The organism is Nocardioides guangzhouensis, from assembly GCF_004519545.1.
In the GTDB taxonomy this organism is placed as follows: domain Bacteria; phylum Actinomycetota; class Actinomycetes; order Propionibacteriales; family Nocardioidaceae; genus Nocardioides; species Nocardioides guangzhouensis.
Map to the genome: position 1 here is coordinate 42804 of NZ_SDKM01000023.1, position 26570 is coordinate 69373.

26 protein-coding genes are annotated in these 26570 nt (G+C 65.5%); 13 read left to right on the forward strand and 13 right to left on the reverse strand.

Going from position 1 to position 26570, the window contains the following annotated elements; all coding sequences use genetic code 11:
• Window positions 1-238 precede the first annotated feature (238 nt).
• Together EKO23_RS15685 and EKO23_RS15690 are read right to left on the reverse strand one after the other, a co-directional pair.
• Window positions 239-1066: an amidohydrolase family protein gene (locus EKO23_RS15685; RefSeq protein WP_134718950.1), complete on the reverse strand. Its 828-nt coding sequence runs from the start codon at window positions 1064-1066 to the stop codon at window positions 239-241.
• 207 nt (window positions 1067-1273) lie between these two features.
• Window positions 1274-1888 carry a helix-turn-helix domain-containing protein gene (locus EKO23_RS15690; protein WP_134718952.1) on the reverse strand — a complete coding sequence of 205 codons (615 nt, stop codon included), beginning with the start codon at window positions 1886-1888 and terminating at the stop codon, window positions 1274-1276.
• A 104-nt stretch (window positions 1889-1992) separates the two neighbouring features.
• On the opposite strand from EKO23_RS15690, the gene EKO23_RS15695 reads away from it, so the two are divergent.
• Window positions 1993-3330: an FAD-dependent oxidoreductase gene (locus tag EKO23_RS15695; RefSeq protein ID WP_134718955.1), complete on the forward strand. Its 1338-nt coding sequence runs from the start codon at window positions 1993-1995 to the stop codon at window positions 3328-3330.
• A 306-nt stretch (window positions 3331-3636) separates the two neighbouring features.
• The gene (locus tag EKO23_RS15700) at window positions 3637-4122 is read left to right on the forward strand and encodes an MSMEG_0572/Sll0783 family nitrogen starvation response protein (RefSeq protein ID WP_134718957.1); all 486 of its coding nucleotides are present in this window, start codon (window positions 3637-3639) and stop codon (window positions 4120-4122) included.
• Between the two features lie 124 nt (window positions 4123-4246).
• Here the strand turns inward: EKO23_RS15700 and EKO23_RS15705 are convergent, their stop codons facing one another.
• From EKO23_RS15705 to EKO23_RS15715, 3 genes are read right to left on the reverse strand one after another with little or no spacing between them, the layout of a single operon-like run.
• Entirely contained in the window at window positions 4247-5419 is a 1173-nt protein-coding gene (locus EKO23_RS15705) for an MSMEG_0565 family glycosyltransferase (protein WP_167880508.1), read from the reverse strand.
• Window positions 5416-6954: an AllF/FdrA family protein gene (locus EKO23_RS15710; RefSeq protein ID WP_134718960.1), complete on the reverse strand. Its 1539-nt coding sequence runs from the start codon at window positions 6952-6954 to the stop codon at window positions 5416-5418. Before EKO23_RS15710 ends, EKO23_RS15705 begins: the two co-directional genes overlap by 4 nt.
• Window positions 6951-7925, reverse strand: coding sequence for a carbamate kinase (locus EKO23_RS15715; RefSeq protein ID WP_134718962.1), 975 nt, complete (start codon window positions 7923-7925; stop codon window positions 6951-6953). The genes EKO23_RS15710 and EKO23_RS15715 overlap by 4 nt, the downstream gene beginning before the upstream one ends.
• A gap of 142 nt (window positions 7926-8067) precedes the next feature.
• Between EKO23_RS15715 and EKO23_RS15720 the strand changes: the two genes are divergently transcribed.
• From EKO23_RS15720 to EKO23_RS15730, 3 genes are read left to right on the forward strand one after another with little or no spacing between them, the layout of a single operon-like run.
• Window positions 8068-8484: a hypothetical protein gene (locus EKO23_RS15720; RefSeq protein WP_134718964.1), complete on the forward strand. Its 417-nt coding sequence runs from the start codon at window positions 8068-8070 to the stop codon at window positions 8482-8484.
• The gene (locus EKO23_RS15725) at window positions 8481-9680 is read left to right on the forward strand and encodes an MSMEG_0568 family radical SAM protein (protein ID WP_134718966.1); all 1200 of its coding nucleotides are present in this window, start codon (window positions 8481-8483) and stop codon (window positions 9678-9680) included. Before EKO23_RS15720 ends, EKO23_RS15725 begins: the two co-directional genes overlap by 4 nt.
• The gene (locus EKO23_RS15730; RefSeq protein ID WP_134718968.1) at window positions 9670-10236 is read left to right on the forward strand and encodes an MSMEG_0567/Sll0786 family nitrogen starvation N-acetyltransferase; all 567 of its coding nucleotides are present in this window, start codon (window positions 9670-9672) and stop codon (window positions 10234-10236) included. The genes EKO23_RS15725 and EKO23_RS15730 overlap by 11 nt, the downstream gene beginning before the upstream one ends.
• Here EKO23_RS15730 and EKO23_RS15735 read toward each other — a convergent pair.
• The gene (locus EKO23_RS15735; protein WP_167880509.1) at window positions 10217-11212 is read right to left on the reverse strand and encodes an AIR synthase related protein; all 996 of its coding nucleotides are present in this window, start codon (window positions 11210-11212) and stop codon (window positions 10217-10219) included. The genes EKO23_RS15730 and EKO23_RS15735 overlap by 20 nt on opposite strands.
• Before the next feature lie 80 nt (window positions 11213-11292).
• On the opposite strand from EKO23_RS15735, the gene EKO23_RS15740 reads away from it, so the two are divergent.
• From EKO23_RS15740 to EKO23_RS15770, 7 genes are read left to right on the forward strand one after another with little or no spacing between them, the layout of a single operon-like run.
• Window positions 11293-12066: a phosphosulfolactate synthase gene (locus tag EKO23_RS15740; protein WP_134718972.1), complete on the forward strand. Its 774-nt coding sequence runs from the start codon at window positions 11293-11295 to the stop codon at window positions 12064-12066.
• Window positions 11952-12965: an XcbA family protein gene (locus EKO23_RS15745; RefSeq protein ID WP_425464403.1), complete on the forward strand. Its 1014-nt coding sequence runs from the start codon at window positions 11952-11954 to the stop codon at window positions 12963-12965. Before EKO23_RS15740 ends, EKO23_RS15745 begins: the two co-directional genes overlap by 115 nt.
• A complete protein-coding gene (locus EKO23_RS15750; protein WP_134718976.1) occupies window positions 12950-14311 on the forward strand; it encodes a class-II fumarase/aspartase family protein in 1362 nt (453 codons plus the stop codon). Before EKO23_RS15745 ends, EKO23_RS15750 begins: the two co-directional genes overlap by 16 nt.
• A complete protein-coding gene (locus tag EKO23_RS15755; protein ID WP_134718978.1) occupies window positions 14302-15273 on the forward strand; it encodes a 1-aminocyclopropane-1-carboxylate deaminase/D-cysteine desulfhydrase in 972 nt (323 codons plus the stop codon). Before EKO23_RS15750 ends, EKO23_RS15755 begins: the two co-directional genes overlap by 10 nt.
• On the forward strand, window positions 15270-16778 hold the full coding sequence (locus EKO23_RS15760; protein ID WP_217702651.1) for an argininosuccinate lyase: 1509 nt from the start codon (window positions 15270-15272) through the stop codon (window positions 16776-16778). The genes EKO23_RS15755 and EKO23_RS15760 overlap by 4 nt, the downstream gene beginning before the upstream one ends.
• Window positions 16778-18202: a YlbE family protein gene (locus EKO23_RS15765; protein WP_134718980.1), complete on the forward strand. Its 1425-nt coding sequence runs from the start codon at window positions 16778-16780 to the stop codon at window positions 18200-18202. The genes EKO23_RS15760 and EKO23_RS15765 overlap by 1 nt, the downstream gene beginning before the upstream one ends.
• A gap of 10 nt (window positions 18203-18212) precedes the next feature.
• Complete coding sequence (locus EKO23_RS15770; RefSeq protein ID WP_134718982.1) at window positions 18213-18599, forward strand: OsmC family protein; 387 nt, start codon at window positions 18213-18215, stop codon at window positions 18597-18599.
• A gap of 213 nt (window positions 18600-18812) precedes the next feature.
• On the opposite strand, the gene EKO23_RS15775 is transcribed toward EKO23_RS15770, so the two are convergent.
• The 7 genes from EKO23_RS15775 to EKO23_RS15805 all read right to left on the reverse strand — a co-directional run bounded on the left by EKO23_RS15775 (window position 18813) and on the right by EKO23_RS15805 (window position 25710).
• Complete coding sequence (locus EKO23_RS15775) at window positions 18813-19268, reverse strand: carboxymuconolactone decarboxylase family protein (RefSeq protein WP_134718984.1); 456 nt, start codon at window positions 19266-19268, stop codon at window positions 18813-18815.
• Between the two features lie 574 nt (window positions 19269-19842).
• Entirely contained in the window at window positions 19843-21621 is a 1779-nt protein-coding gene (locus tag EKO23_RS15780) for a glycoside hydrolase family 15 protein (protein ID WP_246051112.1), read from the reverse strand.
• 92 nt (window positions 21622-21713) lie between these two features.
• Window positions 21714-22169: a hypothetical protein gene (locus tag EKO23_RS15785; RefSeq protein WP_246051113.1), complete on the reverse strand. Its 456-nt coding sequence runs from the start codon at window positions 22167-22169 to the stop codon at window positions 21714-21716.
• A gap of 22 nt (window positions 22170-22191) precedes the next feature.
• Window positions 22192-23295: a transaldolase gene (tal, locus tag EKO23_RS15790; protein ID WP_134718990.1), complete on the reverse strand. Its 1104-nt coding sequence runs from the start codon at window positions 23293-23295 to the stop codon at window positions 22192-22194.
• A 74-nt stretch (window positions 23296-23369) separates the two neighbouring features.
• Window positions 23370-24599 (reverse strand): NAD(P)/FAD-dependent oxidoreductase, encoded by a 1230-nt coding sequence (locus EKO23_RS15795; protein WP_134718992.1) that lies wholly within the window; start codon window positions 24597-24599, stop codon window positions 23370-23372.
• Window positions 24596-25162, reverse strand: coding sequence for a GTP cyclohydrolase I FolE (gene folE, locus EKO23_RS15800; protein WP_342773606.1), 567 nt, complete (start codon window positions 25160-25162; stop codon window positions 24596-24598). The genes EKO23_RS15795 and folE overlap by 4 nt, the downstream gene beginning before the upstream one ends.
• 95 nt (window positions 25163-25257) lie before the next feature.
• Complete coding sequence (locus EKO23_RS15805) at window positions 25258-25710, reverse strand: hypothetical protein (RefSeq protein ID WP_134718996.1); 453 nt, start codon at window positions 25708-25710, stop codon at window positions 25258-25260.
• Window positions 25711-26087: 377 nt separating this feature from the next.
• On the opposite strand from EKO23_RS15805, the gene EKO23_RS15810 reads away from it, so the two are divergent.
• Window positions 26088-26426 carry a DUF488 domain-containing protein gene (locus EKO23_RS15810; protein WP_246051122.1) on the forward strand — a complete coding sequence of 113 codons (339 nt, stop codon included), beginning with the start codon at window positions 26088-26090 and terminating at the stop codon, window positions 26424-26426.
• Window positions 26427-26570 lie beyond the last annotated feature (144 nt).

Here is a 26570-nt window from a genome sequence, read left to right on the forward strand (position 1 = left end):
GGGCAGGTCGATACCGGACCGGACGGTCATCGTTGTGTCCTTCTTCGAGTCGGCTGTGAGAGATCGCACCACGGATCACCCGCCGGCCGTCGCCTACTTCAGCCGCGGCACGCACGCTTCACCGGGATCCGTACGCCAGTCTGTTCAGTCACTACAGGGCTGGATGCCTGGAGGGATGAGCGAGCGCCCGACGAGGAGGAGATGCCACCGGAGCAAATCGCCCTGGATCCTGGCCGGATCAGCCGTAGAGGGTTGTGAAGTTGTCACGAAGGATCAAGTTTGCGAGCTCTCCGTCGCCGGCCGCCGCGCGAAGGCGAGCAAGTTCGCCGACGTGATCGCCCCACGGCTCATCGCTGGCGAATAGCAGTCGGTCATGGCCGATCCCGCGCCGTTCGATCTCCTTCACCAGCCAACGCGGAGCGAATCCGACAGCCCAACTTGTGTCGGTGTAGACCTGTTTGCCCGCCTCGATCCAGTCGAAGAAGCGACTCCCGATCAGCTTGATGTGTGCACTCACACCGCCCCCCAGATGTACCAAGTGGATTTTGACGTCGTCGCCGTAGCGCTCGACCAGGGAACCGATCTCGTCGATGTCAGATGCCCCACCGGACGACGTGTGCACGTGTACTACGAGGTCTGACGAGCGTGCGGCGTTGAAGATCTGGTCCAGCTGCGGCGCGCACTCGGGGTCATCGACTCGTCCACCCAACAGGAAACTCGTCTTAAGGACCCTCACGCCCTTCTCGCCGGTGTGCGCCAGGGCGCTTGTATTCAGTTCGGCGTCCTGAGGTCGCGGCGACACCCACAAGCCACAACTGACTCTGTCATCTGCGGCGGCTGCCTCCAATGCGAGCTCATTGAACGAGAACGACACAGCCGCGTCAGGAACCCCGTAGTTGGGCATGACCATGGCTCGCTCGGTGCCTTCGACATCGAGGTCGGCGAGGAATTCCTTGACGGTGCCGCGAGCCGAACTGTCGGGGTGGACCGCCGGGCCGCCGTAGAACGGAAACGCCGGCAGGAGGCCGATGTGGCGGTGGGCGTCATTGACGAGTTTGGAAGCCATGCCTCCCAACTATACTACAAGATCATATCGGATAGTAGAGACCGGAAGCAGGCGAGCGGGCGCCCGCGGTCTCCCGCGTGGCCCCCGGCGCTCGCTGCTCCGTCCGTCGACACCGAGTCTTAGGGCATCCAGAAGCGTCCAGCCGCCGGAAAGGTTCAGTCGCCGGCCAAGTGCGGGTTGACGACGCTCCGATGTGTCCAACTGCCGTCACGAGTCCCGCAGCGCCACCCACAGCGCGCGCGCCGCGCGATCACCCTCATTGACCCAGTGATGGGGTTGATCGCCCATGAAATGGAGCGCGTCGCCGGTCCCGACCTCGTGCCGTGTCCCTGCGATTTCGAAGATCAACGAGCCCTCGAGCGTGAAGACCAGTTCTTCCCCGGCGTGGACAAGTGGCTTGTCGCCACTGTTCGCGCCGGGATCGACGGTGGCGAGCGCCGCTGCACTCCGGAAGGGGGCGTAGGGGCCGGACACGCCGGCGAGGGTCAGGCCAACATGTGGGGTGAACAAGGCTGGGCGGTCCGACGCCGGCGTGAATGCGACGGGCTCGGGCTGGCCCTCATCCTGTTCGACAAAGTACGTCACCGGGCGGTCGAGAGCCTTCGCGACCTTCAGCAGCGTGGTGATCGTCGGCACCATGTCGTTTCGCTCAATCTTGTGGATTGCCGCGGCAGACACCTCCGCCTTGACCGCCAGTTGCTGCAGCGAAAGCCGCTGTTCCTGGCGGAGCTTCTTCACCTTCGGGCCGATGGAGCTGACGATTTCGTCGACGTGCTCGTCGAGGCGGACCGAAGCCGCAGAGGTGCTCTTGGTCTTGGTCATGTCCTCTATCCCCTTGACGCGTAGGCATCATGCAATATAGTAAACGAAAGTCAACCATGGTGAGCGGCAGTTGCTTGACGCCCACCTTCAGACGGAGGCCTGGAGTGACGCGCAAGATCGTAGTCGTCGGTGGTGGAGCGGCCGGGATGGGCGCGGCGGGCGGCGCCAAGGCTGTCGATCCTCAGTGTGCGGTGACGGTTTACACCGGCTTCGACGATGTTGCCTACAGCCCGTGCGGTATCCCCTACGTGCACGGCAAGGAGATCGACAGCTTCGAGCGGCTTTTCCTCGCGTCCAAGCAGGCCTATGTCGATGCCGGGATCGACGTCCGATACAACGCCGACGTCACCAGGGTCGACGTGAATCGCAAGGTGGTCGAGGTTGCCGGTCAGGGCGAAGTTCCGTGGGACACCCTTGTGCTGGCGACCGGGTTCAATTACGCCGACCCGGGTGTTCCCGGTGGAGATCTCGGGGGTCTCTATTACGTGAAGAACATCCGCGAGGCCATGGAATGGGACAAGGTCCTGGACACGGTCAGGTCGGCGGTGGTGGTCGAGGCTTCGCCACTCGGCGTGGAGATGGTGACTGCGCTCGCTCACCGCGGCATCGAGACCCACCTGGTAGACCCGAGTCCCTGGCCGATGTCGGAGATCGCCGATCCCGACATCATGGCGCCGGTCGAGGAGTCCTGGAGCGAACTCGGTGTCACGACGCACTTCAACACTACGCTGAAGGCTTTCCGCGGCGACGGGCAGGTGCGGGCCGTGCAGACGTCCGACGGCGAGATCAACGCTGATCTTGCGGTGATCTGCACCCACAAGGAACCGAACAACGCGCTAGGCGTCGCTGCTGGCCTCAACATCGGCTCCACCGGCGGCTTCATCGTCGACGAGCGGATGGCGACCTCCGCCCCGGGGGTGTTCGCAGCCGGTGACTGCACTGAGATTCCGAACGGGCTGACCGGCGTGCCACTCCAGGGACTCACGGGCAGCCACGCCTACGCGCAGGGAAAGACAGCAGGTATCAACGCGGCAGGTGGCTCACGGGCCTACAGCGCCGTCTATGTGCCGTGGGGGACCGCGGCGGGTAAGTGGATCATCGGAGGCGCGTCCCTCGGTGAGACCACGGCAACGGCTCTGGGGATCCCGTACGTCGTGGGGAGCGCGGAGGGCATTTCGCGAGCTCGGTACTACCCGGGTGTCAAGCCAGTCAAGGTCAAACTGTTGGCCGAGCCGGGAAGTCTGCGACTCCTCGGGGCCCAGATGGTCGGCGGTGAGGGCATCAAGGAACGCGCTGACTTCCTCGCGGTGGCGATCAAGTTCGGACTGACCCTGCACGACCTGGCTCACATGGAGAACGTCTACTCGCCGGCAATCGGGGCGCTCAACGAGCCGATAGTCGTTGCCGCTCAAAGCGGCATCGACGGATTGCGGAAGGGCTGACGATGCCCCTTTCCCGTTGGCTACGGAGCAACGCAGAGCACTATCTGTTGATCGCGGCCCAAGGGCGGATCGCCCGCCAGTACGGAGCTCGAACGCCGCGGCCACCGCACGGACTTCGCGAGTTCGTTTGGCTCCGGGTGTTCGCACCCGTCTACCGGGTGCTGCCATGGCCTCTGCGTCACAAGATCATGCTGGCGATGCCGGGAAGTCACCGTCGACAGTGGGCTCCACCGCCCCAGGCGCATGGCTCAGCCGTGCAGTCCCACTTGTCGAACACATCAATCCAACCAAAGAAGGAGTCTCGCAATGGCACAGATCGTGGGTGAGCGCGTCAACAAGGGCGACGCAATCGTCGACTACGACGACAAGGTCTTCGAGGACATTCAGGCGGAGCCAGGAGAGAGCGCGTACATCCTGATGCACACGGTGCCCTTCGAGGGGTCGGTGGGTCTGGTGAACATGCTGACAGCGACCCGGATTAACCGAAAGGGCTTCGACACCCACCTGGTGCTCTATGGCCCGGGCTCGTTGATGGCCTCGGCTGCGCGCGGCTACCCCAAGGTCGGCGACGAAGCCTTCCCCGGCGCCCTCGGCTACAACAAGCAGCTACAGACGTTCATGGACGAAGGCGGCCACGTCTACGCATGCAGGTTTTCAGCCGCAGCTCTCTACGGCATGCGAGAAATCGACATGATGGAGGGCGTGAAGCCGATCAACCCGCTCGACGTCCTGGATGCGGTGCTGACGGCTCGACGCAACAACGCCTTGATCATGCAGACCTGGACCGTGTGAGGCGTGCATTATCTGGGGGCGCCGAAGGGAGTCGGCTTGCTTCGATGAAGACCGCACGTTGCTCGGAAGTCGCGGCCGCAGCCCGAACGGGCGGCGGCCGCGCGGTGCGTGGGTAGGCCGCTTCCTAGTCCGGCATCTGGGCATAGAGGAGGGCGTGCTCGTCGGCGGCGCGTTGCCAGCTGAAGGCTGGGACCAGATCACGACCGCCCCGGATCAACGTGTCACGTAGTGCATGGTCGGTGACGAGCCTGCGCATCCCCACTGCCAACGACTCAGGGTTGCCTGCCTGGGTCATGACGGCGGTTTGGTCCGGCGCCAGGTATTCGCGAAATACGGCAATGTTGCTGGAAACGACGGGAAGGTCGGCTGCCATCGCCTCGAGGACGGCCATACCCCAGCCCTCCTTGACTGACGGGAAGGAGAGCGCGTCGGCGCTGCGATACCAATCGTGAAGTTCGGCATCGCTGATCGAGCCGGCAAGGATGACGTCGCGGCCCAGCTGAAGGCCCAGGCCGGGCAGCGCCGCCAGCACTTCGTCGCGGTATCGGGTGTAGTCCTGGAAGGAGTGTCCACCGACCACCACGAGGGCAGGGGCGGGATCGAGTTCGTGCGCGAGAATCGACATCGCCTGGACGAGGAAGATGCTTCCCTTGCGTGGTTCGATGCCACCCACCGACAAGAACACGAAGCGCTCATCCACACCTGCATGCTGTCGCAACGCGGCGCGCTTTCCGGGATCAATCGGAGGGAAACGATTGGCATCGACGCCGTTGTGAATGACGACGGCATCGACGCCGTAGTCGGCCTTCAACCGGTCACGCCAGTCCTTGCTGACAACCACCAGCTGATCCGGTTCCTCGATGGCCTTGCGCTGACAATCGACCAGGGCAGCTGTCGTGAAGTCATCGACATGGTGCACGGTCCGCACCACACGCACTTGGGCACCCGCGTCACGCACCCGAGCGGCGGCGCGCGCCGAGATGCAATCCTGCGTATGAAAGATGTCCACCTCGTCGGCGATCTTCGACAACCCAGCCTCCAGGTCGTCGATCGAGGCGAACACCCGTTCCTCCAAGGTGTCTGCCGGTGCTGACGTCGGAACCAGCGAATACGGCGCACGCACCGGCCGGAAGAAGTTCTGGCCAGGCTTCCCAAGCGCGACAATGCGTACGGGCATCGCCCTGTCCACCATCGCTCCTGCTAGCGACAGCGTATGGACGACGCCGCCTCTGGCGCTGGTCGAATACGTGACCAGCGCCACTCGGGGCTTGTCGGCTCGGGCCGTGACGGTGTTCACAGTCTGGTCCTCACCAGGCTCGGATCGCCGGTGGCGATCGCCGCGGCGACCAGGGACGCCCTCGCCGCGGTTTCCGTGACGATGCAACCAGCCTGCACCAGGCGATCGCGCTGAGCCGTGTAGCTCTGCGGGTCCTGGTCGGTGCCCAAGACGTAAGCGACAACCTGCGGGCCACCGCCGGCCATAACAGACTCACACGCGGGCGCGAGAATCCCGGCGGGGTCGGCGTTGGCACCGTAGCCGAGGACTACATCGAGGATGATCACCGCGACGTGAGGGTCTGCTGCCTGCTCGAGGAGCAACTCAATCCGAGCCTCGGAGTCGATCATCGGGTGGGGACGTCCGCGGGTGTACTCCTCTTCACCCAGGTCCAGGCACTGGTGAGACCGGTCCGGGGCCGGCAAGCCCCACTCCTTGTTGATCGCGATGTTGGAATGGATCTCACCCACCGTCCGGCCCAGGATGACCAGGGATTCGTAGCAAAGGGTCCCGCCGGAGAACAATCCCCTGATCAGCCAGCGCCCCGGCGCCAGCCTTGCCCGAACCTCGTCCACCGAGGCACCCAGCGTCGCGGTCGTGTCAGGCGCGGTCAGCCCCAGCAGGCCGAGCGTCGCGGTCACGCCGGCCTCGAGAGTGTCAGCAAGGACGACCCCTGCAGGCGCCGCGAAGTCAGGGTCCAACCCGATCAGTGCCGCGACCAGCGGCGTCTCGCCTGCCGTCGCGAGCACCGCGGCAGCCACATCGGGCGCCGGCGGCTTGGAAATGAAGAGGATGACATCCGTCCCCGGGTCATCGCGCAGGGCCGAGATCGCCGAGCGTGCCATGCGTCCGTCGACCTCCGAGGACATGTCGCGACCGCCGACGCCGATGACGTGGCGGACGCCCACCCCCCACCGGTCCAGCAGGGCCATGGCCTCCTGAGCGCCGGTGCCCGCAGCGGCGACGACGCCGACGCGTCCAGGCATGACCGCGTTCGCGAATCCCAGGCCTACCCCGCCGAACATCGCGGTCCCGGCCCCCGGACCCATCACCAGCCGGCCACGGGAGAGCGCGTAGTCCTTGAGCGCCACCTCCTTGTCGAGCGGCACGTTGTCGCTGAACAGCAGGACGTGCAGGTCCGACGACAACGCCTGGTGTGCTGCCAGTGCGGCGTAGTCGCCGGGCACGGAGATCACCGCCACGTTGGACAGAGGTTGGGCAACCATCGCGTCGCGCAGCGAGCGCGGTGCGTCGGGTTGGCCGCCCCCGTCGTGGGGATGGCCGGAGGACATGACTGCGGCTTCGCCAGCGGCTAGAGCCTCGGCCGCGATCGAGTCCGTGGTAGCCCTGACGACGAGGAAGAAATCGTTGGAACCGGCGTGGGCCACTCGCCCCTGTTCGACTCCTTCGGCACGAAGTGCGTCAACATTCGCTGGAGTGGCCATCGCGGCACTGGCCCACTCAATGCCATCGATCTCCCGCATCGCCCGCATTCCACGAAGCTGCACGACCGAGTCGACGTAAGTGTCGGGGAAGAACTTAATGGCCATGGTCATGCAATGGCTCCCTGTCGGCTGTCTTCATGGATGATTCGCGTCCCGACGGACTGGTCCGTCGGGTCGGCACTGCCAAGTGTGTCAACTACGAGTTGATGCGATGTGATCACCGCAACGCGCCCGCCGCGCCGGACGAACTGGATGGCAGCGCGAACCTTGGGTCCCATGCTGCCGGCCGGGAACTGCCCAGCCGCCAGATGCCTTTCTGCCTCGGCGGAGTCGAGCCACGTCAATCGACGTTGGGTTCCCTTGCCGAAGTCGAGCTGGACGGCGTCCACCCCGGTGATGAGGACGAGCGCTTCCGCACCCAGCTGATGGGCGAGCTCGGCGGCGGCGTAGTCCTTGTCGATGACGGCGTCGACGCCGTCCCAACCGCCCTCTCGACGACCCACGGGGATCCCGCCGCCTCCGCCGGTGACCACGACATGACCGGCATCGAGCAGGCATCCAATCGCGTCGATCTCGACAAAGCTCTTCGGCTCGGGTGATGCGACAACACGGCGGAAACCGCGGCCGGAGTCCTCGATGATGTCCCAACCTTGGGTTTCAGCCAGTCTCCTTGCTGCAACCTCGGAGAAGAATGGCCCGATCGGCTTCGTCGGCCGGTCGAACGCAGGATCATCCAGATCCACAATCACGTGGCTCAGAAGGGCCGCAACACGGTGGCGTCGCCCGCACACGCCGTACAGCGCAATCGCAATCAGTGAGCCCAGTTGTCCCTCGGTCATGGCTCCCAGGCTGAACAACGGCATCTCGGGAACTTGGCCGCGACCCATCTCCTGCTGGATCGCGAGATTGCCGACCTGCGGGCCGTTGCCATGTACGACGACCACGCGCCAACCGGCGTCAAGCATCGCGCAAATGGGCGTCGCCATGGCCGTGGCATTTGCGCGCTGATCGCCGTACGTCCCCTGCTGGCCCTCGCCGGCGAGAGCATTTCCGCCGAGCGCGACGACCGCGGTCCTGGCCACAATCCCTCGATTCCATGGACAAAATCAGCTGACACGCACACGCTCGGAGAGGATGCATACGTGCGTGTAATATACTAGGTGTTCATGAACAATAGTGAACGTCGCAGGTAGGCACAAGGGAGTGTCTGTTGAGGTGAGGGACATGGATCAGCCCAGGGGCGAGATCCCTCTCGATGTAATGGCACGATTCACGGCTGCCGAGGCCCGCCTCTACCCCATGGTCATGATGGATCCCGTCGGCTACCAGCTCGCAACCGTACTCGTCGGGCTCGTCGCAAACGAGCTCCGTCGGAACTGCATGGACATCACAACAGTGCTGGAGCGACGCCGCGAGCTGATTGGCCGCTTGCCGGAGCTCGCCGCTGACGCAGGACTCACGATGGGGGCGCTGCCTGCCGATGCCGTCGTCGATGCGGCGTCGGCGCTGCGATGCCGTGAGCTTGTGTGCGCCGACAAAGTGCGGCCGGGCGCGGCAGCCCTTGACATCGCAGCACCATCGACCTTAACTAAAGGTTACGAATCGTGTCGTGAAGTAAACAGGCCGGGAGAATGCAAATGAACGTGAGTCGTGGGTCCTCCGCTGTGGCGTCACCCGAATCGCCCCCGCCCCCGGCCCAGGTCCCGGGCCCGGCCGCAGCCGCCGCGGCGTTGTCGACACTTGTCGTGGATCTGCAGGCTCGTGGCCTCAGGGTCGAAGTCCCCCTAGAGCGACGAAGCGGCGGCGCTGGACCCTCAGACTCCGGCATGCTCTGGGTCGGTGGCTTCCCGATCACAGTCCCGACCGATAACGCCGCTGCCGCCGACTCGCCGTATGTCCTGAAGGCGGAGGACGACGGCTATGCCATCTTCGAGGGCAGCCAGAGGCTGGCCAGCGCCTCGACCCAGCAACGCCCACGCTTCTACGACCTCCGCACGGACGACGGAATCCCCTATTGGAAGATTGGCCTGCTGCACCTGGATTCGTTTGCCAGCACGGTGGTGCAGACGTGCTCCTATTGGGGCAACGACGATCAGTGCAAGTTCTGCGGCATCGGAGTCTCGCTGGATTCGGGTCGCACGATCGTCAAGAAGAGCCCAGAGCAGCTCGCCGAGGTGGCAATGGCTGCCAAAGAGCTCGACGGCGCCGTGGACGCAACGCTCACCACTGGAAGTTCCAACGGCGTGGATCGTGGCGCTCGCTACGTGGCGCGATGCGGACACGCCGTCCGGGAGGCCACCGGGCTGCCTGTCGAAGTCCAGTTCGAGCCACCACTGAACCTCGACGTCATCGACGAGGTCGCCGACTTGGGGATCGACTCGGTGGGTATCCATGTCGAGTCGTTCGACCCGAAGGTACTCGCGCATGTCGCGCCCGCAAAGGCCCGAACCGGCATCGAACATTACTTCCGCGCCTGGGAACGCGCCGTCGCCCGTTTCGGTGAGGGCCAGGTCTCCACCTATGTCATCTTGGGGATGGGTGAGGATCCGGAGATCACCGTGGAGGGCTGCCGGCGGGCCATCGACATGGGTGTGTTCCCGTTCGTCGTCCCGATCCGACCCGTCGCCGGCAGCCTGATGGAAGACGTCGTACCACCGGAGCGTGACTACACCGAGCGCATCTATCGCCGGGTGGCCAGCTACATGAGCGAGCGGGGGATGGACTCCAGCGTTCCCAAGGCTGGCTGTGCTCGATGCCAGGCGTGTTCCGGACTGCAAAGTGTCCAAGCTGTCCTGCAAATCGGTCCGCGGCCTGGTCAGATTCCCCATGCAGTCTGAGTTGAGGCTCGCAGGACTCGCCGTTCCGGCCCCCCGCCCGGCGAACTCCAGGATTGTGTGCCGGCGCGTTCGGTCGGCGAGCGAACGCGCCGATCACCTCGCCATTCGCCATCGGATCTTCGTCGACGAACAGGGAGTGTTCAGCCAATCAGACCTGGATGCTCACGATCGTGAAGACTCCACGATCGCGCTCCTCGGCTACAGCGACGGGTCCGTCGCGGGAACCGTCCGGTTGTTCCTGCTCGACCCGGAGACCGGCCACTGGCAGGGCGACCGGCTCGCCGTGCTCGCGCCGTACCGCACCCTCGGCGTTGGTGGTCCCTTGGTCCGATGCGCGGTGGCCACCGCGGCCGCGCTCGGCGGACGAACCATGACAGCGCACATCCAGCCCGCAAACGTCACATTTTTTCGGCGCCTCGGCTGGACCACTGTGGGCACGACGGAGATCTACGCGGGGCTTGCTCACCAGCCCATGGGCATCGTCCTGCCAAGCCAGAGCAAGGGCATGGCAACCGTACTGAGGCTCGAGGACGGGATCAATGCGCGAGGCCCGTGACCTCGCTTGCGACGAGGTCGATCACGGTGGCCCGGCGTCCTCCGGAGCGCAACTTCAACAGCCCGGACTCGTCGATCAGACCAACGACCGCCGCCTCGAGTCCGCGTGCATGAAAGGCCGAAAGGCAGTCGGCCTCGCGTCCTGGGGGCGAGCACAGCAAGAACGCATACGCCGGAAAACAGGTCAACCATGCCTGCATCGGTTGGCCGACTGGGCAGGGGAGCCTGTCGAGTTCCAATGTCACGCCGAGCTGGCTCCACTCGAGCAGCATGGCCAACGAGCCGACGAGTCCGGCAATGCTGACGTCTTTGGCAGCAACACACGCACCGGACGCAGCCACTGAGGCGAGGACGCGGACATCGTCGGCCATCCGGGTGCCACGTGCCTCAAGCGAGCTGAAGAACGGAAAGTCGGAGCGCATCGTTCCCGTCGTGCACGCGGCCACGATCAGCGACTGACCTGCGGCGGCGTTGGTCGTGGAAAGCACGGCTGCGGCGCGCCCTACGCCGAACGCCGAGATCGCAGGTGCACCGTCGTGCAACGTGAGGTGGCCGCCGACCAGCGCCACGTCATACAACCCGCACGCATCCCTCATTCCGCGCAGCGCCTCCCGGGCGAGCTCAGACGTGCCGACGATCGTGTCGACGATTGCCAGGGGAGTGGCGCCCATGGCGGCAAGGTCATTGACATTGGTCAGGACTGCTGCAACGCCAGCGCCGTACGGGTCTGACGCGACGAATGCCGGAAGCAACGCCTCACCGCACGCGATGACCTGGTCGGCGTCCGAAGCGCCCTGCTCCCGGCCGGGCCGGGCGGTCACCACGGCGCCATCATCGCCCGGACCATGAACCCAACTCCCGGCTCCCAGGACATCGCTGACGAGCTTGATCTCGTTCTTCGCCCCGAGGGCCGGATTGGATCGCAGGAAGTCGGCCAGCTCGCCGAGCTCAACCGCGTGATTCGAACCGTTATTCATGACGCCCCTCACAATTGATCGGGTGGCGAGGCTCTTAGCCGACCTGTCGGAAAGTGGACAACACATGTAGTATAGGCAACGTGACTCTTCCTACGTTCCTCAGCCTGCCAGAGCGCAGCACCAAGCCCAGGACGGTAGGTCTCACCCATGTGCTCGACAAGGGAATGACGCCGGAGTCGGCTCAGTCAGCGCTAGCCACCGCAGCGCGTTTCATAGACGTATGGAAGTTCGGCTGGGGCACGGCCTACATCGACACCGCATTGCCCGACAAACTGGCAATGCTGAAGGACTACGGGATTCACGCCTGCCTGGGTGGGACGCTACTCGAGATCTCCTGGGCTCAAGGCAAGGCACAGGACTGTCTGGACTGGGCAGCCGACGTCGGATTCGACACCGTCGAGGTCTCCCGCGGCGTCGCGCCGATGACTCTTGGTGACAAACACGACCTGCTCCGCCGGGCCGCAGCGGCTTTTGTCGTCTTGTCGGAGGTGGGCAACAAGGACCCCGAAAAGGTTCTCACCCCGGAGCAGTGGACGGCCGAGGTGGCCAGCGACCTCACGGCCGGAGCCAACTGGGTCATCACGGAAGGTCGAGAAAGTGGGACCGTCGGGATCTATCGCGCTGACGGATCAATCCGTGAGGACGTCGTAGCCGCCGCGGTGCTTGGCGGTGGGATCGAGAGGGTTCTCTTCGAGGCGCCTCGAAAGGACCAACAGGCTTGGCTTATCCGCGAGTTTGGATGCGACGTCAACCTGGCCAACATCCCAGCAGACGAGGTGCCGGCGCTCGAGACGCTGCGTCTGGGACTTCGCGCCGACACGTGCGACCTCACGCGGCAGTGGCAGCCCGCGTGACCGGGCCGACGGAAAGCACCCGACGCAATGTCGTGCCGGGCGCTTATCGCGGAGTGGCAGTGGCCTCGGTCGACTGCGAACTCGACGAGGCTTCGCTGAGGGGGTACTTCATCGGCCTCGAGGCATATCGTCGCACCCGGTTCATCGTCGTCCGGAACGGCATTCGGACGGCCATCGTCGCGGCGCAAAAGGAATCCGAGGACCCGCTGTTCTCACCCATTACGGCGCTACAGCTCCTGGTCGCGGCTGCCGACTGCGTCTACCTCGACGAACCCGAGGTCGACACCGCCATACCCACCGCGCTGGCACAGGCTGCGTCGACCCGGGCGCAGGGAAAGCGCGGTGTCGTCGTTCAGGGCAGATACAGCCATGTCAACTTCATCATCGACCCGGACCCACTTCGAATAACGGTTCGGGAGGTGGTGCCACCCTACCCAGCGAAACTCGTCGATCAGGCCCGGCGCGTAGTCGACTGCGCGGAGCACCTGCCACCCATCGAGCTGGTTCCTGACGTCGTGGAGCTCGGCCAGTTGGCGCGCTCCCGGATGACGGCGAGCTATCTCCTTCCGTGCCGTGGTGGTGGGGTATCCATCGAAGGTGCCTCCACCGACTACCTGGACGAACATCCCGACCCCCGACCATGGACGCTGATCGGCTGTGAGAGGTCACAGCAGATCCACGAGTGGTTCTACGGGAACCGTGCCGAGCAGGTCGACATCTGCCCGCGGAAGCGAACCGGCGGCACCGGCGCACTCCTGGCCAAGTGCTGCCTGCTCGAGACACACATCGAGGCCGGCGACGGTCGAGTCGTCGTGCCGTGGGGGGCTTCCCTGGCCCAGATATCCGAGGCACTGACGACCGTGGCCGAACAGTGGGAGCCGACGTGGGCACCCGCCTGAGCGACTCCGAGCAATATGCGCACCTGTGGGGGACGCCCGAGCTGGCGCTGATATTCGAGGAACGCGCGCGATTGCAGACCTGGCTGGACATCCTCACCGCGCTGGCCGTTGCACAAGCGCGACTGGGTATCATCCCGGCCGAGGCGGCGACACAGATCGCGCACCATGCCCGCGCACAGGGGCTCGACCTCGACTTCGTGGGCAGCGAGACCCGCCGGACATCGCACTCGATGCTGGGGCTGATCAATGGGCTCCAGAAGGTACTTCCGGATGAGGCTCGTGAGTACGTCTACTACGGTGCCACGGTCCAGGACATCACCGACACCTGGTTTGCCCTCGTCATGCGCGATGTCGGGGCAGTGATGTGGAGAGACCTCCGCACGATCGAGGACACGCTGCTGGTGATGGCCGTCGAGCATCGTGACACGCTCATGCCTGGGCGAACCCACGGTCAACCTGGCTCGCCGATCACCTTCGGCTTCAAGGTGGCTTCGTGGGCCGACGAGGTTCGACGCCATCTTCAACGACTGTCGGAGGGACGTTCGCGATGGCTCGTCGGCCAGCTCGGTGGAGCCGTGGGTACCCTCGGATTCTTCGCATCGCAAGGTGTAGACCTCCGTGCCGAGTTCTGCTTGGAGCTGGGATTGGCCGACCCGACGATTTCGTGGCTCAGTTCGCGGGATCGGATCGCCGAGTTCAGCGCCGTGCAGGCCATGGTCTGCGGCACCATGGCACGGATCGGCAACGAGGTCTACGAATTGCAGCGACCTGAGATCGGTGAACTGCGCGAGCCGACCACGACCGACACGGTCGGCAGCATCACGATGCCACACAAGCGCAATCCAGAGGGCAGCGAGCACCTGGACACCTTGGCACGGCTGGTCCGTGCCCATACCCAGGTGCTGACCGAAGGCACGGTTGTCGGGCACGAACGCGACGGGCGCGGATGGAAGGCCGAATGGGTCGCGCTCCCCGAGGCCTGTCTGCTGACGGGCGTAGCTCTCCGACTGGCCCTCCGGTTGCTGTCCGGCCTGGTCGTCAACGTGGAGACGATGCGGACCAACCTGAACAGATACGGCGACCAACTGGCGTCCGAGCAGATCCTCGCTGGGCTGACCCAGAAGCTTGGAAAGCACGCTGCTCAGAGGCTCATGCACGAGATCCTCGCGCCAGGAACACGCGACGTCCACGGGGTGCTCGACGCATTGGTCACCAAGGGTGTCGCCAGCGAGAAAGACCGGGAGGCTTGGACGACCTGGGAGGTGGGCGATGCCGGCAGAATGGTCGACGAAGTCGTCGCTCGCGCCCGGCTGGCGCGGTCGTTGGAGCCGGAGGCATGGACATGACCCCGCCCCGGACCAGACTCGCAATCCTCCCGACTCCACTAGTGCGGGCGTCGCGTCTGGAGCGTGTCCTCGATGCAGCGCCGCTCTTCGTCAAGCGTGACGACCTCACCGGCTTCGGCATCGCCGGCAACAAGGCGCGTGCCCTGGAGTACCTAATCGGTGCAGCCCTCGCGGAACGGGCAGACATTTTCGTCGCCGCCGGCAGCCCTTCGTCGAACTTCTGCGCAGCGGCGGCGATTGCTGCACGTGTCGTCGGGATGGATTGTGACCTGCTGTTCTCCGGGGAGCCGCCATCGGTTCCGTCGCCGAATGTCGCGCTCGCGAGGGCCGTAGGTGCTCGGTTGTTCTTCAACGTGGTCGAGACACGCGACCTACTCAACGACCGTGTCCTCGAGCACGCCAATGCGATTCGTGCCGCAGGTCGGCGCCCATACGCGGTTCCCCGCGGCGGGGCGACAGCCGTCGGCGGACTTGGCTACGCCCTTGCAGCGCGGGAGTTGGCCGAGCAGTGCAACTTGGCCGAGATCACTCCCCGTACCGTGGTGGTGGCCACCGGGTCCGGAGGCACACAGGCCGGGCTGGTCGCCGGACAGGTCGGGTTTGATCTGCCATGGCGGCTAGTCGGCGCCAGTGTGAGCCGGCCAGCGCAAGGCATGGCGCGCGAGGTCCTCCGTACATCGCGTGCGTGTGCAGCCGCAATGGGCCTCCACGAACCCTCCGCAGACGACGTCGATGTCCGTGACTGCCGGGGCGCAGGCTTTGGTATTGCCTCAGCTGAGGATCAGGTCAGTTCACGTATGGCGCTGGAACATGAGGGGCTGTTGCTCGATGACTATTACGGGGCGAAAGCCATGACCTTGTTCAGGGCGATGCTGGCCGCTGACGCCCCGACCCCTGCTGTTTTCTGGCACACGGGGGGAGTGGCTGCGTCGCTCACGGCTCTGATGGGAGGTGCATCGTGACGCATCCGATGCGACGTAGCGGTCCACCACAGGCGGGACCCGCGCAAGAGCTGATCGACAGCGGATTCGCATTAGAGAATGCCGACGCCCTCTTTCTCCACGAGGGCCTGAACCTGGCTGACATCGCACACGTGCTGGACCTGCTGCGACGTGAGATCGTCCCGGCAGCGGCGGCCCGCGACCTGTTACGGCTTCTGCTCGAGGTTCAGCAGATGGCGGTCGAAGATTTCCCGTACAACCCTGAGTTCGGTGAGCCTTACAACTCCCGCGAACGGTTCTTCGTTGAGCGACTTGGCAAGGTTGCCGGCTGGCTCCATGCCGGCCGGCCACGACGGGAGGCGGCCCGGATAGCCTTGCGGATCCACGTCCGAGATCAACTCCTCGAACTCGTCTACGACGTGGTGAAGTTCGCCCGCGACACCACCGCGCTCGCCGGCCGACACCTCGACACACTGATGCCGGACCAGACCTACCTGCAGCAGGCACAACCTTCGACGTTCGGCCACTACGTGTTGTCGTTCGTTTACCCTGCCGTGCGCGACGCCTATCGACTGCTGGACGAGTTCGACGACATCAACCGCAGTCCCGCCGGGGCCGGCTGCGTCAATGGAACCCGACTGCTCGACGACCGTACGTTCGTCGCGGCAGAACTGGGTTTTGACGACGTGATTGAGCACACGCGCGATGCGATGTGGCAGATCGACGGGCTCATTCACGTGCTGGCAAGTGCGGCCAGCTTGTTATCCACGCAGAGCAAGCTGGCCGAAGACCTCGAGATCTGGTCCAGTAGCGAGTTCGACTTCGTTGACCTCGCGGACGCCTTTACCCGGTCGAGCATCCTGATGCCGCAGAAGCGCAACCCCTACTCCTTGTCGATCGTCCGTGGGGCATCCGGGGTGCTGATCGGGCGCTTGACCGGGTTCCTGGCGGTCGCCAAGAGCCCGTCCGCACGTAGCGACAACCTGATCTTCGCGTATGGCGAGGTGCCACGGGCCCTGGACCTCGCGATCCGAGTCACACGTCTGATGACCGGAGTTGTGGGCACCCTCGAGGTCAACGTCGAGCAGATGGCTGGCGGACTCGATGCCGGATATACCCAAGCCACTGACCTCAGCGAATTCATTGTCCAGGCCTGCGGCATCGACTACCGCAGCGCGTACGAGGTCGTCGGCAGGACTGTTCGTGAAGCCAGCAAACAGGGGATCCCGGGTCGACGCATCACCGGAGCCATGCTCGACGAGGCTGCGATTGTCGAGACCGGGCAGCCCTGGGGCCTGGCCGCGTTGGATCTGACTGCGGCGCTCGACCCGCGGGTGATCATCGAAAGCCGAAAGGGCACCGGTGGTGCCGCACCGAAGGCAGTCGAGTCGATGATCAGGCAATGTGAACACGAGGCTGACGGTCTCGAAGCCGCGGTGGAGCGCCGTCGGCAGGCCCTTGACCATGCTGAGCGACAGCTGATCGAGCGGGCGAAACTGACCGCCGGACACCTGGAGGAACACTGATGGCTGATTCATCGCGCTCAATTGCCCTGCCGGACGAGGTGGCCGTCGTCAACATAGGCCTTTCGATCTTTGCCGACGCAGTTCGGGATCAGGCTGCCTCGGTGGAACACGTGGATTGGCGGATACCGGCAGACGGGCAACTGGACCTGGTCGGTGACCTGGAGCAGTTGTTCGGGCCGCGTGCGTCCGATATCGACAGGGCCAATGCCGAAGCGGTACGGCGATTGGACCAGAGTGTTCCGTTGCTGGTGGACGTCGCGCCAGCCGAGACCCTCGTCCCGGGTTTGTCGGGTCGGATGTTGCTGCACTGTGGGCCCGCCATCGAATGGACCGATGTCTGTGATCCGCTGCGTCGGTCGATGCGAGCCGCCACCGTTGCCGAGGGCTGGGCTGAGTCCATCGAGGGGGCCGACCGGATCCTTGCTGACGGCACGGTGCGGCTGCGGCCGGCCTACCGGCACGACACGGTGATGCCGATGGCAAGTGCGATCGGTCCATCGACGCCAGTGTTTGCGGTTGACAACCGGGACGGCGGGACACGAGCTTTCGCTCCGATCAACCAGGGGCCGGGAGAGACCGCTTGGTTCGGGCGTGAGACGCCGGCAGCGATAGACCGGCTGGAGTTCCTGCGCGATGTCGCGGGGCCGATGCTGCGTGAGGTCCTCCACTCATCGGGACCGATCGACATCTTCGCCCTGGCCGCTCAAGGGGTCCAGATCGGCGACGACGTGCACATGCGTACGCAGGGCACCAGCAGCTTGCTGGTCCGCAACCTGCTCCCGCAGATCGCGAAACTACCGGACTTCGGACGTCTCGACCTGGCGCAGTACCTGTCCGGCAATCACCTGTTCTTCCTGAACCTTGCCATGGCAGCAGCGAAGTCTGCGGCGATGTGGGCCGAGCAGGTCGAGGGATCAAGCATCGTCACGATGATGTGCCGCAACGGAACCTCGTATGGGATTCGGCTGGCAGGCTCGAGCGAGGTGTTCCTCGGTGAAGCACCGCCCGTGGCAGAGGCGATGTACTACCCCGACTACGGTCCGGAGACGAGCGCGCGCGACATCGGGGACAGCGCGATCCTGGAGTTGGTGGGATTGGGCGGTGCGGCTGCCGCGGGCTCGCCGGCGGTCGCCGGCTTCTTGCCCGAGGGGATGGCCGACGCTGTCGCGATGACAGAGCAAATGGGATCCATCTGCGTCGCTGAGAGCACCCGGTTCAAGCTGCCTACCCGGAACTACCGGGGAACGCCGGTCGGGGTCGACGTACGGCGGGTCGTCGAGATGGACGCGACGCCCAAGGTCACGACTGGCATCCTGCACGCGAGTTCAGGCGTCGGCCAGATCGGTGCCGGCGTGGCCACGGCTCCAATCGAGTGTTTCCGCGCCGCTCTGCGTGCCCTGGCAGCCGGCGAATCGCGCGGGTGAGGCGCACGCAATGGACCGCACCGTGCATACCCGCTGGACCGGAGGGATGCGCGCGGTCTCTGACGTCGGCGGCTTCGAGATCGTCGTCGACGAGCCTGCGACACACGGCGGCACCGACACCGGTCCGCAGCCGACCGACCTGCTGCTGGCATCCATCGCGTCCTGCATCGCCTTATCGATGGCGTTCGTCGCCAGGAAGCGTGGCATTGAGCTGCTCGGCCTCGACGTGAGTGTCGTCGGCACTTACGAGGGGCTCAAGTTCGACCGCATCTCAGTGAGCATCGATTCGGGCACCTCTCGTGATGTGCTCGAAAGTCTCGTGCCGGAGGCCGAACGAGTCTGCTACGTGTCAAACACGCTGCGACACCAGCCGGAAATTGTCGTTGACGTCGGCTGATCCCGTGGCCGCCTGATCCCACCGCCCCAGCTCTCGGGCGAGTGGGTACCGCAAGTCATGCGCTGCTGTGTGCCCGGGCCACCGCCCGGCCCGAGGACTGGACGACGCCGTTCTCAAGCCCTGTGCGTCGGGCACAGCTCGGGAGTGGCCATGGGCTCTTGGGGTCGTTGCAGCGGCGATGGTGGCTGCTCGGTACACCGCAAGGAGGGGCCATTACGCCCTGTCTGGCAACTGCTGACGGAAACTCACGGTGACGCGGTTCCACACGTTGATCGTGGCCACGGCTAGCACAAGGCGAACGATCTGCTTTTCGTGGAAGTGCATGGCGACGTCTTCCCAGACTCGATCGGAGACCCCCTCGTCGGAGATGCGGGTGAGCGCCTCTGTGAGCGCGAGCGCCGCCTGCTCTCTGCCGCTGAACATGTCTGGTACGTCGCGCCATGCGGGGAGGATGTCCAGCCGACGCTGATCCTCGCCATGGGTACGGGCATCACGGTTGTGCATGTCCAGGCAATAGGCGCATCCATTGATTTGCGATGCTCGCACCCGGACCAGTTCCAGCAGGCGTGGCTCGATGCCCCCGGTGCGGACGCAGCGCTCCAATCCCTTTACGGCTTCGAAGCCGGTCGGGTCGACGTCTTCAAACGAAAGCCTCTGCTTGCCGGACATTGCAGGTCCTCCTTGGAGTTTTGCGTCGTCGCTGCCGGGAAGGTCTGTGACCGCTGCCGAACTATCAAATCGGTCTGCCTGGCGCGGTCGAAGTCGATGCCTCTAGCGTCCCTCGACCCGGGAGGTGACTACAGCGTGCGACGCCGGTCGATCGGAGTTCTGGGCGTTGCCGGGGCCCGGCAGTTGTCGGAACGGCAATGGGCGGGATCGCTTCGAGCTGCGTTACACGGGGTGAGGGCCGGTAGCGCCGGCTCGGGTGAGCCCCATCCTTGCCTGAGCACGGCAGGCATGACGGCTTCATGTCATGCGACAGGAGCCCCCGCACCCGACTGCCGGAACGTCAGATCTTTCATGCGTGATCGAGCAGGTAAGCACGGAGACAACGGGTCGGCGTCGCTGATCCCGGAGGTACCTGGCCGCATCGACACGCTTCCGCCGGACTCGGAGGCGCCGTCGCCGGCGACGAGTCCGTTGAGTTCAAACCCACCAAGCCCCGGCACGGCCCGAATGGTGGCTCGCGCGCCACCCCCCTCGTGCTCGTGCCCTGACAGGCCGCCAGGTCTTGACGTGACGCCTACGCGTCGCCGACATCTCGAAGGGCTAGGGCCGCGTGGACGAGCGCTGCGTGCGTCAGCGCCTGCGGGTAGTTGCCGAGGTGCTGATGCGTGCGGGGGTCCATTTCCTCGGCGTACAGCCCCAACGGGCTGGCCAGGGTGATGAGTTCGTTGAACATCGCGTGGGCTTCGGCCGGTCGTCCAGTGCGAGCGAGCGCCTGGACGAGCCAGAAGGAACACGGCAGGAACGCGCCTTCGGCACCCAGAAGGCCGTCGTTTCCGGGTAGATATCTGTAGAGCAACGGTGTGCCGGCGTCGAGGTCGCGCGTGATGGCGTCGATGGTTCCTCGGATCCGTGGCGAGTCCGGAGGGTCGAAGTTCAGCTGGGGCACGATCAAGAGCGCGGCGTCGGTGTCGTCGGATCCATAACTGCGTGTGTAGGTGCCCCTCGCGCTGTTGAAGCCGCGCCGATTGATCTCCTCACGCAGCTTTGCCCGTTCGGCATTCCACCAACGGGAGCGTGAGGCCGCGGTGCGGTGGTGTGCGGCAATCCGTAGTGCACGGTCCAGGGCAAGCCAGGCCATCATCTTGGAGTGCACGTGGTGGGCGGTGTCGGCGCGAATTTCCCAGATGCCGGCATCAGGCTCCCTCCAACGCCTCGCGACCGTGTCCGCGAATCCAGCCATGGTTCGCCACGTCTCGGAGTACAGGTGGTGTCCGGTGCGGGTGAGCAGCCAAGCGGCGTCCAGGATCCAGCCGTACCCGTCGAGTTGGTGTTGGTCGGCCGCGGCGTTTCCCACTCGAACTGGCGCAGTGTCGGCGTAGCCCGGCCAGTCCGCGAGCGTTCGCTCGGCTGCCGGGTGCTTGCCGTGCAGGGTGAGCAGCACGGGCAGTCGTGGTCGATCGAGGCGGGTGGCGCTGAGCAGCCAGGCCATGAAGGCCCGGGCCTCGTCTTGTTTGCCGACACCTAGGAAGGCGCCGATACCGATGCTGGCGTCGCGGGGCCAGGCGTAGCGGTAGTCCCAGTTGCGCACGCCGCCGAGGATCTCTGGCAAGGACGTCGTTGGGGCCGCAACCGGGGCTCCGGACGGTGAGTAGGTCAGCAACCGGAGGGTGAGCAGGCTGCGGACGACGGCGTCGCGGCGGGGGAGTCTGGGGTCGATCCCACGGCACCATGCCCGCCATTGCCGTTCGTCATCCAAGAGCGCGTCCCAGGCGGCGTCCGGGTCGACGTGCACGAGTGGTTCACGATCGGCGATCGTCATCACCGTGGTGAATGGGCGGCCGGGTGTCACGGTCACGGTGTGGGGCACGCCCGGGTCGATGGTCGCGGCGGGGGTTGTGCTCAACGCGATGGCCAGGGCCGACCAGGTGCAGACTAGAGCCGCGTCAGAGTGCTGGGCTCGCGGTGGCTGGTGTCGCTCTCCGAGTCGCGGGTTGAACCCGATAACGGCCTGGACAGGGCCGTCCTCGGCGGTCAATCGTCGGACCAGCATCGTGGGGGGCAGTAGCTGGCCGCCGAGCTCGGCCACCATGCCCTCGGTGAGGGTGAGCCGCCCGGCATCGGTCTTCCAGGTCGTTTCGAGGGTGGCGGAGTCGGGGCGGTACCGACGGGCCGAAACGGCGGTCGGGTGGGCGGGGCTTAGTCGGAACCATCCTGCGTCCGGGCCGCCGACCAGGCGACCGAACACCGGCTGACCATCGAAGCGGGGGATGCACAGCCAGTCGACGGAACCATCAGGACCGACGAGGGCGGCCGTCCGGGTGTCCCCGAGTAGCCCGTAGGCCTCGATCGGCACTTCGCGGCCTCGGTGGCTCGTCGGCGACACTTGTCGCGCGGAGAGCTTTGGTCGAGATGGCATCGGTGAAGTTCGTCCTCGTGGCGGTCGCTTCAGTGGGCAGCCAGCAGGAGACCCAAGGCGATGCCGTAGGCGAGGTGGGCGGCCAGGGTGACCAGCGGTGTTTGGGCGCCGTAGTTGAGTCCGGCCAGTCCGGGCGGCTCCAGGACCGCGGTTGATCCGGGTCCCGCGCGGTTCGAGGCCATCCGGGGGTGCACGCCTACGAGCAGGGGAATGAGCACGGTCAGGGCGACCGCGCCATGAAGTAGTCCGAGCAGGCCACCGACCCACCACGTTGCCCGGCTCAGCAGCATGAAGCAGAGGGCATAGCCGAGCGCGAAGGCCTGACCCACGGCCAGGTGGATGAAGAAGCCGGCCACGCGCGCTCGGTCCGGGTCGGGGGTCACGACGGTGCCCAGGATCAGTGGCAGATCCAGGCGGCTGAGCCCGCCAAGCTGGGCGGCGATCATTAGCGCGGTCAGAACCGTGGTGGCGAGCAGCCCGAACACCGCCCATCCTGCCCAGTCCACCTCAGCGGTCCGAGAGGGCGTGCGTCTTGGCGTCGAGGGTGCCGAGGACGTGAGTGAACGCCGCCTGAAAGGCTGCGATGCCGTCGGTCTCCAGGGTATCGCCGACGTCGTCCATGTTGACGCCTGCCTCCGCGATCGCGTGCATGACCTCCTGGGCCTCTGCGCCGCCGACATCGATCGTGCGTGCCACGGTGCCATGGTCCTCGAAGGCCCGCATGGTGCTCTCCGTCAGGGTGTTGACCGTGTCGGGTCCGATGAGATTGTCGACGTAGAGCGTGTCGGGATAGTGAGGGTTCTTCGTCGAGGTCGACGCCCACAGCGGTCTTTGGACGTGGGCGCCCCGGTCGGCCAGACGTTCCCACCGTGCACCGGTATGGGCGTCCCGGAAGAGTCGATAGGCGAGCTTGGCCTGCGCGACCGCGGCGCGGCCGCGGAGGGCGAGTGCCTCGTCGGCGCCCAACTTCTCAAGACGGTGGTCGACCTCGCTGTCGACGCGACTGACGAAGAACGAGGCGACGCTGTGGACTCCCGAGAGATCCCCGCCACGGCGGGCCAAGGTCTCGAGGCCGGACAGGTAGGCCTCGAGGACCTGGCGGTATCGGGCCAGGGAGAAGATCAGAGTGACGTTGATGCTGCGTCCCTCCCCGATCATGGCCTCGATGGCGCGTACACCCGGGCCGGTCGCGGGGATTTTGACCAGCAGGTTGGGTTCGTGGATGCGTTCGTGCAGGGTTCGCGCGGACGTCTTGGTCGCCTCGGTGTCGTGCGCGCACTCGGGTGCGACCTCGATCGAGACGAATCCGTCGCTGCGGCTGTTGTCGAACGTGGGTCGCAGGATCCGGAGGGCGTCGATGACGTCGGTGATGACGAGGTGCCAGTAGGCGTCCTCGACGGTGTGTCCGCCGGTGATGAGGCTGTGGAACTGCTGGTCGTAGGCGTCTGAGGATTCGATGGCATTGGCCACGATGGTGGGGTTGGCCGTCACCCCCCGCACCCCATGGTTGACGAGGCGGAACAACGTGTTGTCCTGCAGGTAGGGCCGGGTGAGGTTGTCCAGCCAGACGCTTTGGCCCTGCTCTTCGTAGAGGCGGGTGAGGCTCGGCATGGGTCGTGCTCCTCTCTTCGAGCGCTTGGTGGCGCCGAAGCGTGGTGTTCTATCCGCCACCGACGGTGGCGGGCTCAGTCGAGATTCGCCGCGATCTCCGCCAGTGACACGGATTCGTCGCTCAGGTCGCCGGTCACTCGGTTCGCGCCGACGATCTTCTTGATCGCCGGCATCGCGTCCCAGTCGTTGGCGTGCATTCCGGCCAGGACCCGTCCCTCCCGTAGCCAGAACGCTGTGAAGGCGCCGCGTTCCGGGTTCCCACGGAGTACCACGCGGTCGTAGCCGTCGGGCCCGATGTTGCCGAGGTATTCCATTCCAAGGTCGTACTGGTCGGAGTAGAAGTACGGCAGCCGTTCGTAGGCCACCGATTTGCCCAGCATGTTCTGTGCCGCGACGACGCCCTGTTCGATCGCGTTGTCCCAGTGCTCCACGCGCAGGTGGCGGCCGAGCCGTGGGTGGTAGGCGTTCGCTAGGTCGCCGGCCGCGAAGATGTCGGGGTGGGAGGTGCGCAGCTGGGCGTCGACAACGATGCCGTTGTCGGTTCGCAGCCCGGCGGCTTGACCGAGGGCGACCTCGGGCACCGCACCGATCCCGACCAGGATCAAGTCGGCCTCGACCGTGGACCCGTCCGACAGTCCCACGCAAGCGCGGCCGTCGTCGCCCTCGATGGAGGAGACGACTGCGTTGACCCGGATGTCGACGCCGTGTGCGGTGTGGAGCGCGGTGAAGATCTGCGCGACCTCGGGTCCCAGGACGTGTCCCAGCGGCATGTCGAGGGCTTCCAAGACGGTCACGTGTGCGCCCGCGTTGCGCGCTGCCGCGGCTACTTCCAGACCGATCCAGCCACCCCCGACGATCACCAGCCGACGGCCGGGCCGCAGGAACGACCTGATGCGGTCGGAGTCCTCGACCGTGCGCAGGTAGGTGACAGGGGCCTCGCTGCGGTCGGCAATTGGCAGGCGTCGCGGTTGCGCGCCGGTTGCGAGCAACAGTTTGTCGTAACCCTGCTGTTGGCCCCAGGCGGTGACGGTCCGGGCGCCCGGATCGATCGAGGTCACCCGGGTACCTAGTCGGATGTCGACGTCGTGCCCGCGGTACCACTCGAGGGGATGAACAACCGCGGCCTCGAGGTCGTCGGTGCCCATCAGGTAGCCCTTGGACAGTGGCGGGCGCTCATACGGAGGGTGTGTCTCCGCCCCGTAGAGCACGATATGTCCGTCGAAGCCGCTCTCCCGGAGCTCCTGAACGGCCTTGCCGGCAGCCAGCCCGGCACCGACGATCACAAGACTCTGTCCGGCGGTCACGTTCGACACGCCTGTCGGCGGCTGTGGGCCAGTGCGAGGAACTCGGCGCGTGAGGACGGGTCGGTGCGCAGCGTGCCCAAGAGAGCGGAGGTGACCGTACGGGCTCCCGCGGCGCGGACGCCGCGCAAGCTCATGCAGGTGTGTTCGGCTTCGATCACGACACCGACACCGCGTGGTGCAAGGTGGCGTTCGAGGTGCTCGGCGATCTGCTGGGTGAGTCGCTCTTGTGTCTGGCCGCGGTGACTGTAGAAGTCGACCAGGCGCGCGAACTTCGACAGGCCGAGGATCCGGTCTGCGGGAAGGTAACCCAGGTGTGCTACGCCGACGAACGGCAGCATGTGGTGTTCACAAACCGACCGGACGGGGATGTCCTCTACCAAGACCAGTTCGTCGTAGCCCTCGACGTTGGCGAAGCTGGTGAATTCGAAGCTTCCGGGGGTGAGCATCTCAGCGTAGGCCCGGACCATCCTTCGCGGCGTCTCGATCATGCCGTCGGAATCGACCGGTTGACCGAGCGCGGCGAGGAGGTCTGCAGCCGCGGCCTCGGCTGCGACGAGGTTCACGGGAGCCGGCTCGGGTGCTACGGCGGCCCGCCAGGGCAGCAGGGTGGCTGAGGAACGCGGGGCCGGCGCCTCTTCCAGCGCTTGCCGGTGGGTCATCACGTGTCGCTGTTCGCAGCGGCGTGCGAGGCGGATGCGCGGCCAGGTGATGCCAGCCTTGCCAACGCAAGGGCGGCCACCAGCAGACCGAAGTCGCGGAGGGCGATGTCGTAGTAGTCACCGATGCTGACGAGGTTGACGATGATGCCCAGCAACCACGCGGCCACAACGTAGGCGCCGATGCTAGGACGCACGGCGACCAGGAGGCCGGCCAGGATCTCGACCACGCCGACCGCCAACATGGCCTGATGTGCCGTCCCGGGGACGAGGTCGTTGATCCACGGAGCCAGGTACTGCTCCCAGTCGGTCAGGAGACCGAAGAACTTGTCCAGGCCGAACGCGATGGGGGCGACCGTGAAGACGGTGCGTAGCAGCAGGAACGCCTGATGGGCGCCGGGCGCGGTTGCCTCGGAATGGGCGTCGCGTGTTGAGAGGAAGCGAATCGCGGACACAGGACCCTCCGTTTTCTAAAAGAGACGTATCCAAACGTTAGAGGGGCGGTGTGCGGCGATGACAGGTCAGGGACCGGCCGACATCGCACGCCGTCGTTGCCGGAGACCGGCAACGCGACGCCCGCCGCGCGCGAGCGGAGTGGTTTGCCGGCACGTGTTCGAGGATCGATCCCAAGTGTGTTCGCAAAGGGGGGTGAATCTGCCGACGTTCGGCAACGACGGGCGACGCTTCCCGACCCATGATGCACGCTGTTTCCTCCACCGAGATCCGACATGATCACTCGTAGTCGGGACCCTGGGGTCCGATGTGTTCCGACGCGATGTCTGGACCTGTCGAGCAATGGAGGCGAATCGTGGAACCGGCACGTGACGTGCGGATGCGGAGGATCTACGACAACCCTGAGGTCGACGACGGCATCCGGGTTCTGGTCGACCGAAGGTGGCCACGGGGAGTAAGCAAAGACCGGGCAGGCCTGGACGAGTGGTGCCCCGCCGTGGCCCCCTCGGACGCGCTGCGCAAGTGGTACGGACACGCCCCAGCCAAGTTCGAGGAGTTTGGGTCCCGGTATCGCCAAGAGCTCGAGGACCCCGAACGCGCCGCGGCCCTGCGACACCTGCGTGACATGACTTCACACGATCGCCTGACTTTGCTCACTGCGACACGGAGGGTCGAGCTAAGCCAAGCGGCAATACTGGTGGACCTGCTGCGCGCCTGACCGGCTTCGACATCGAGGCACTGGAAAGGAGTCCATCTGACTCGGCTCAGGAGAGGCCGGCGGGGGATCGCAACGAAACTCGCGCGAACGATGGCTGATCCTAAGTTGCGGGTCCTCGGCATGGTGGCGTCTAGTGGGCCACGG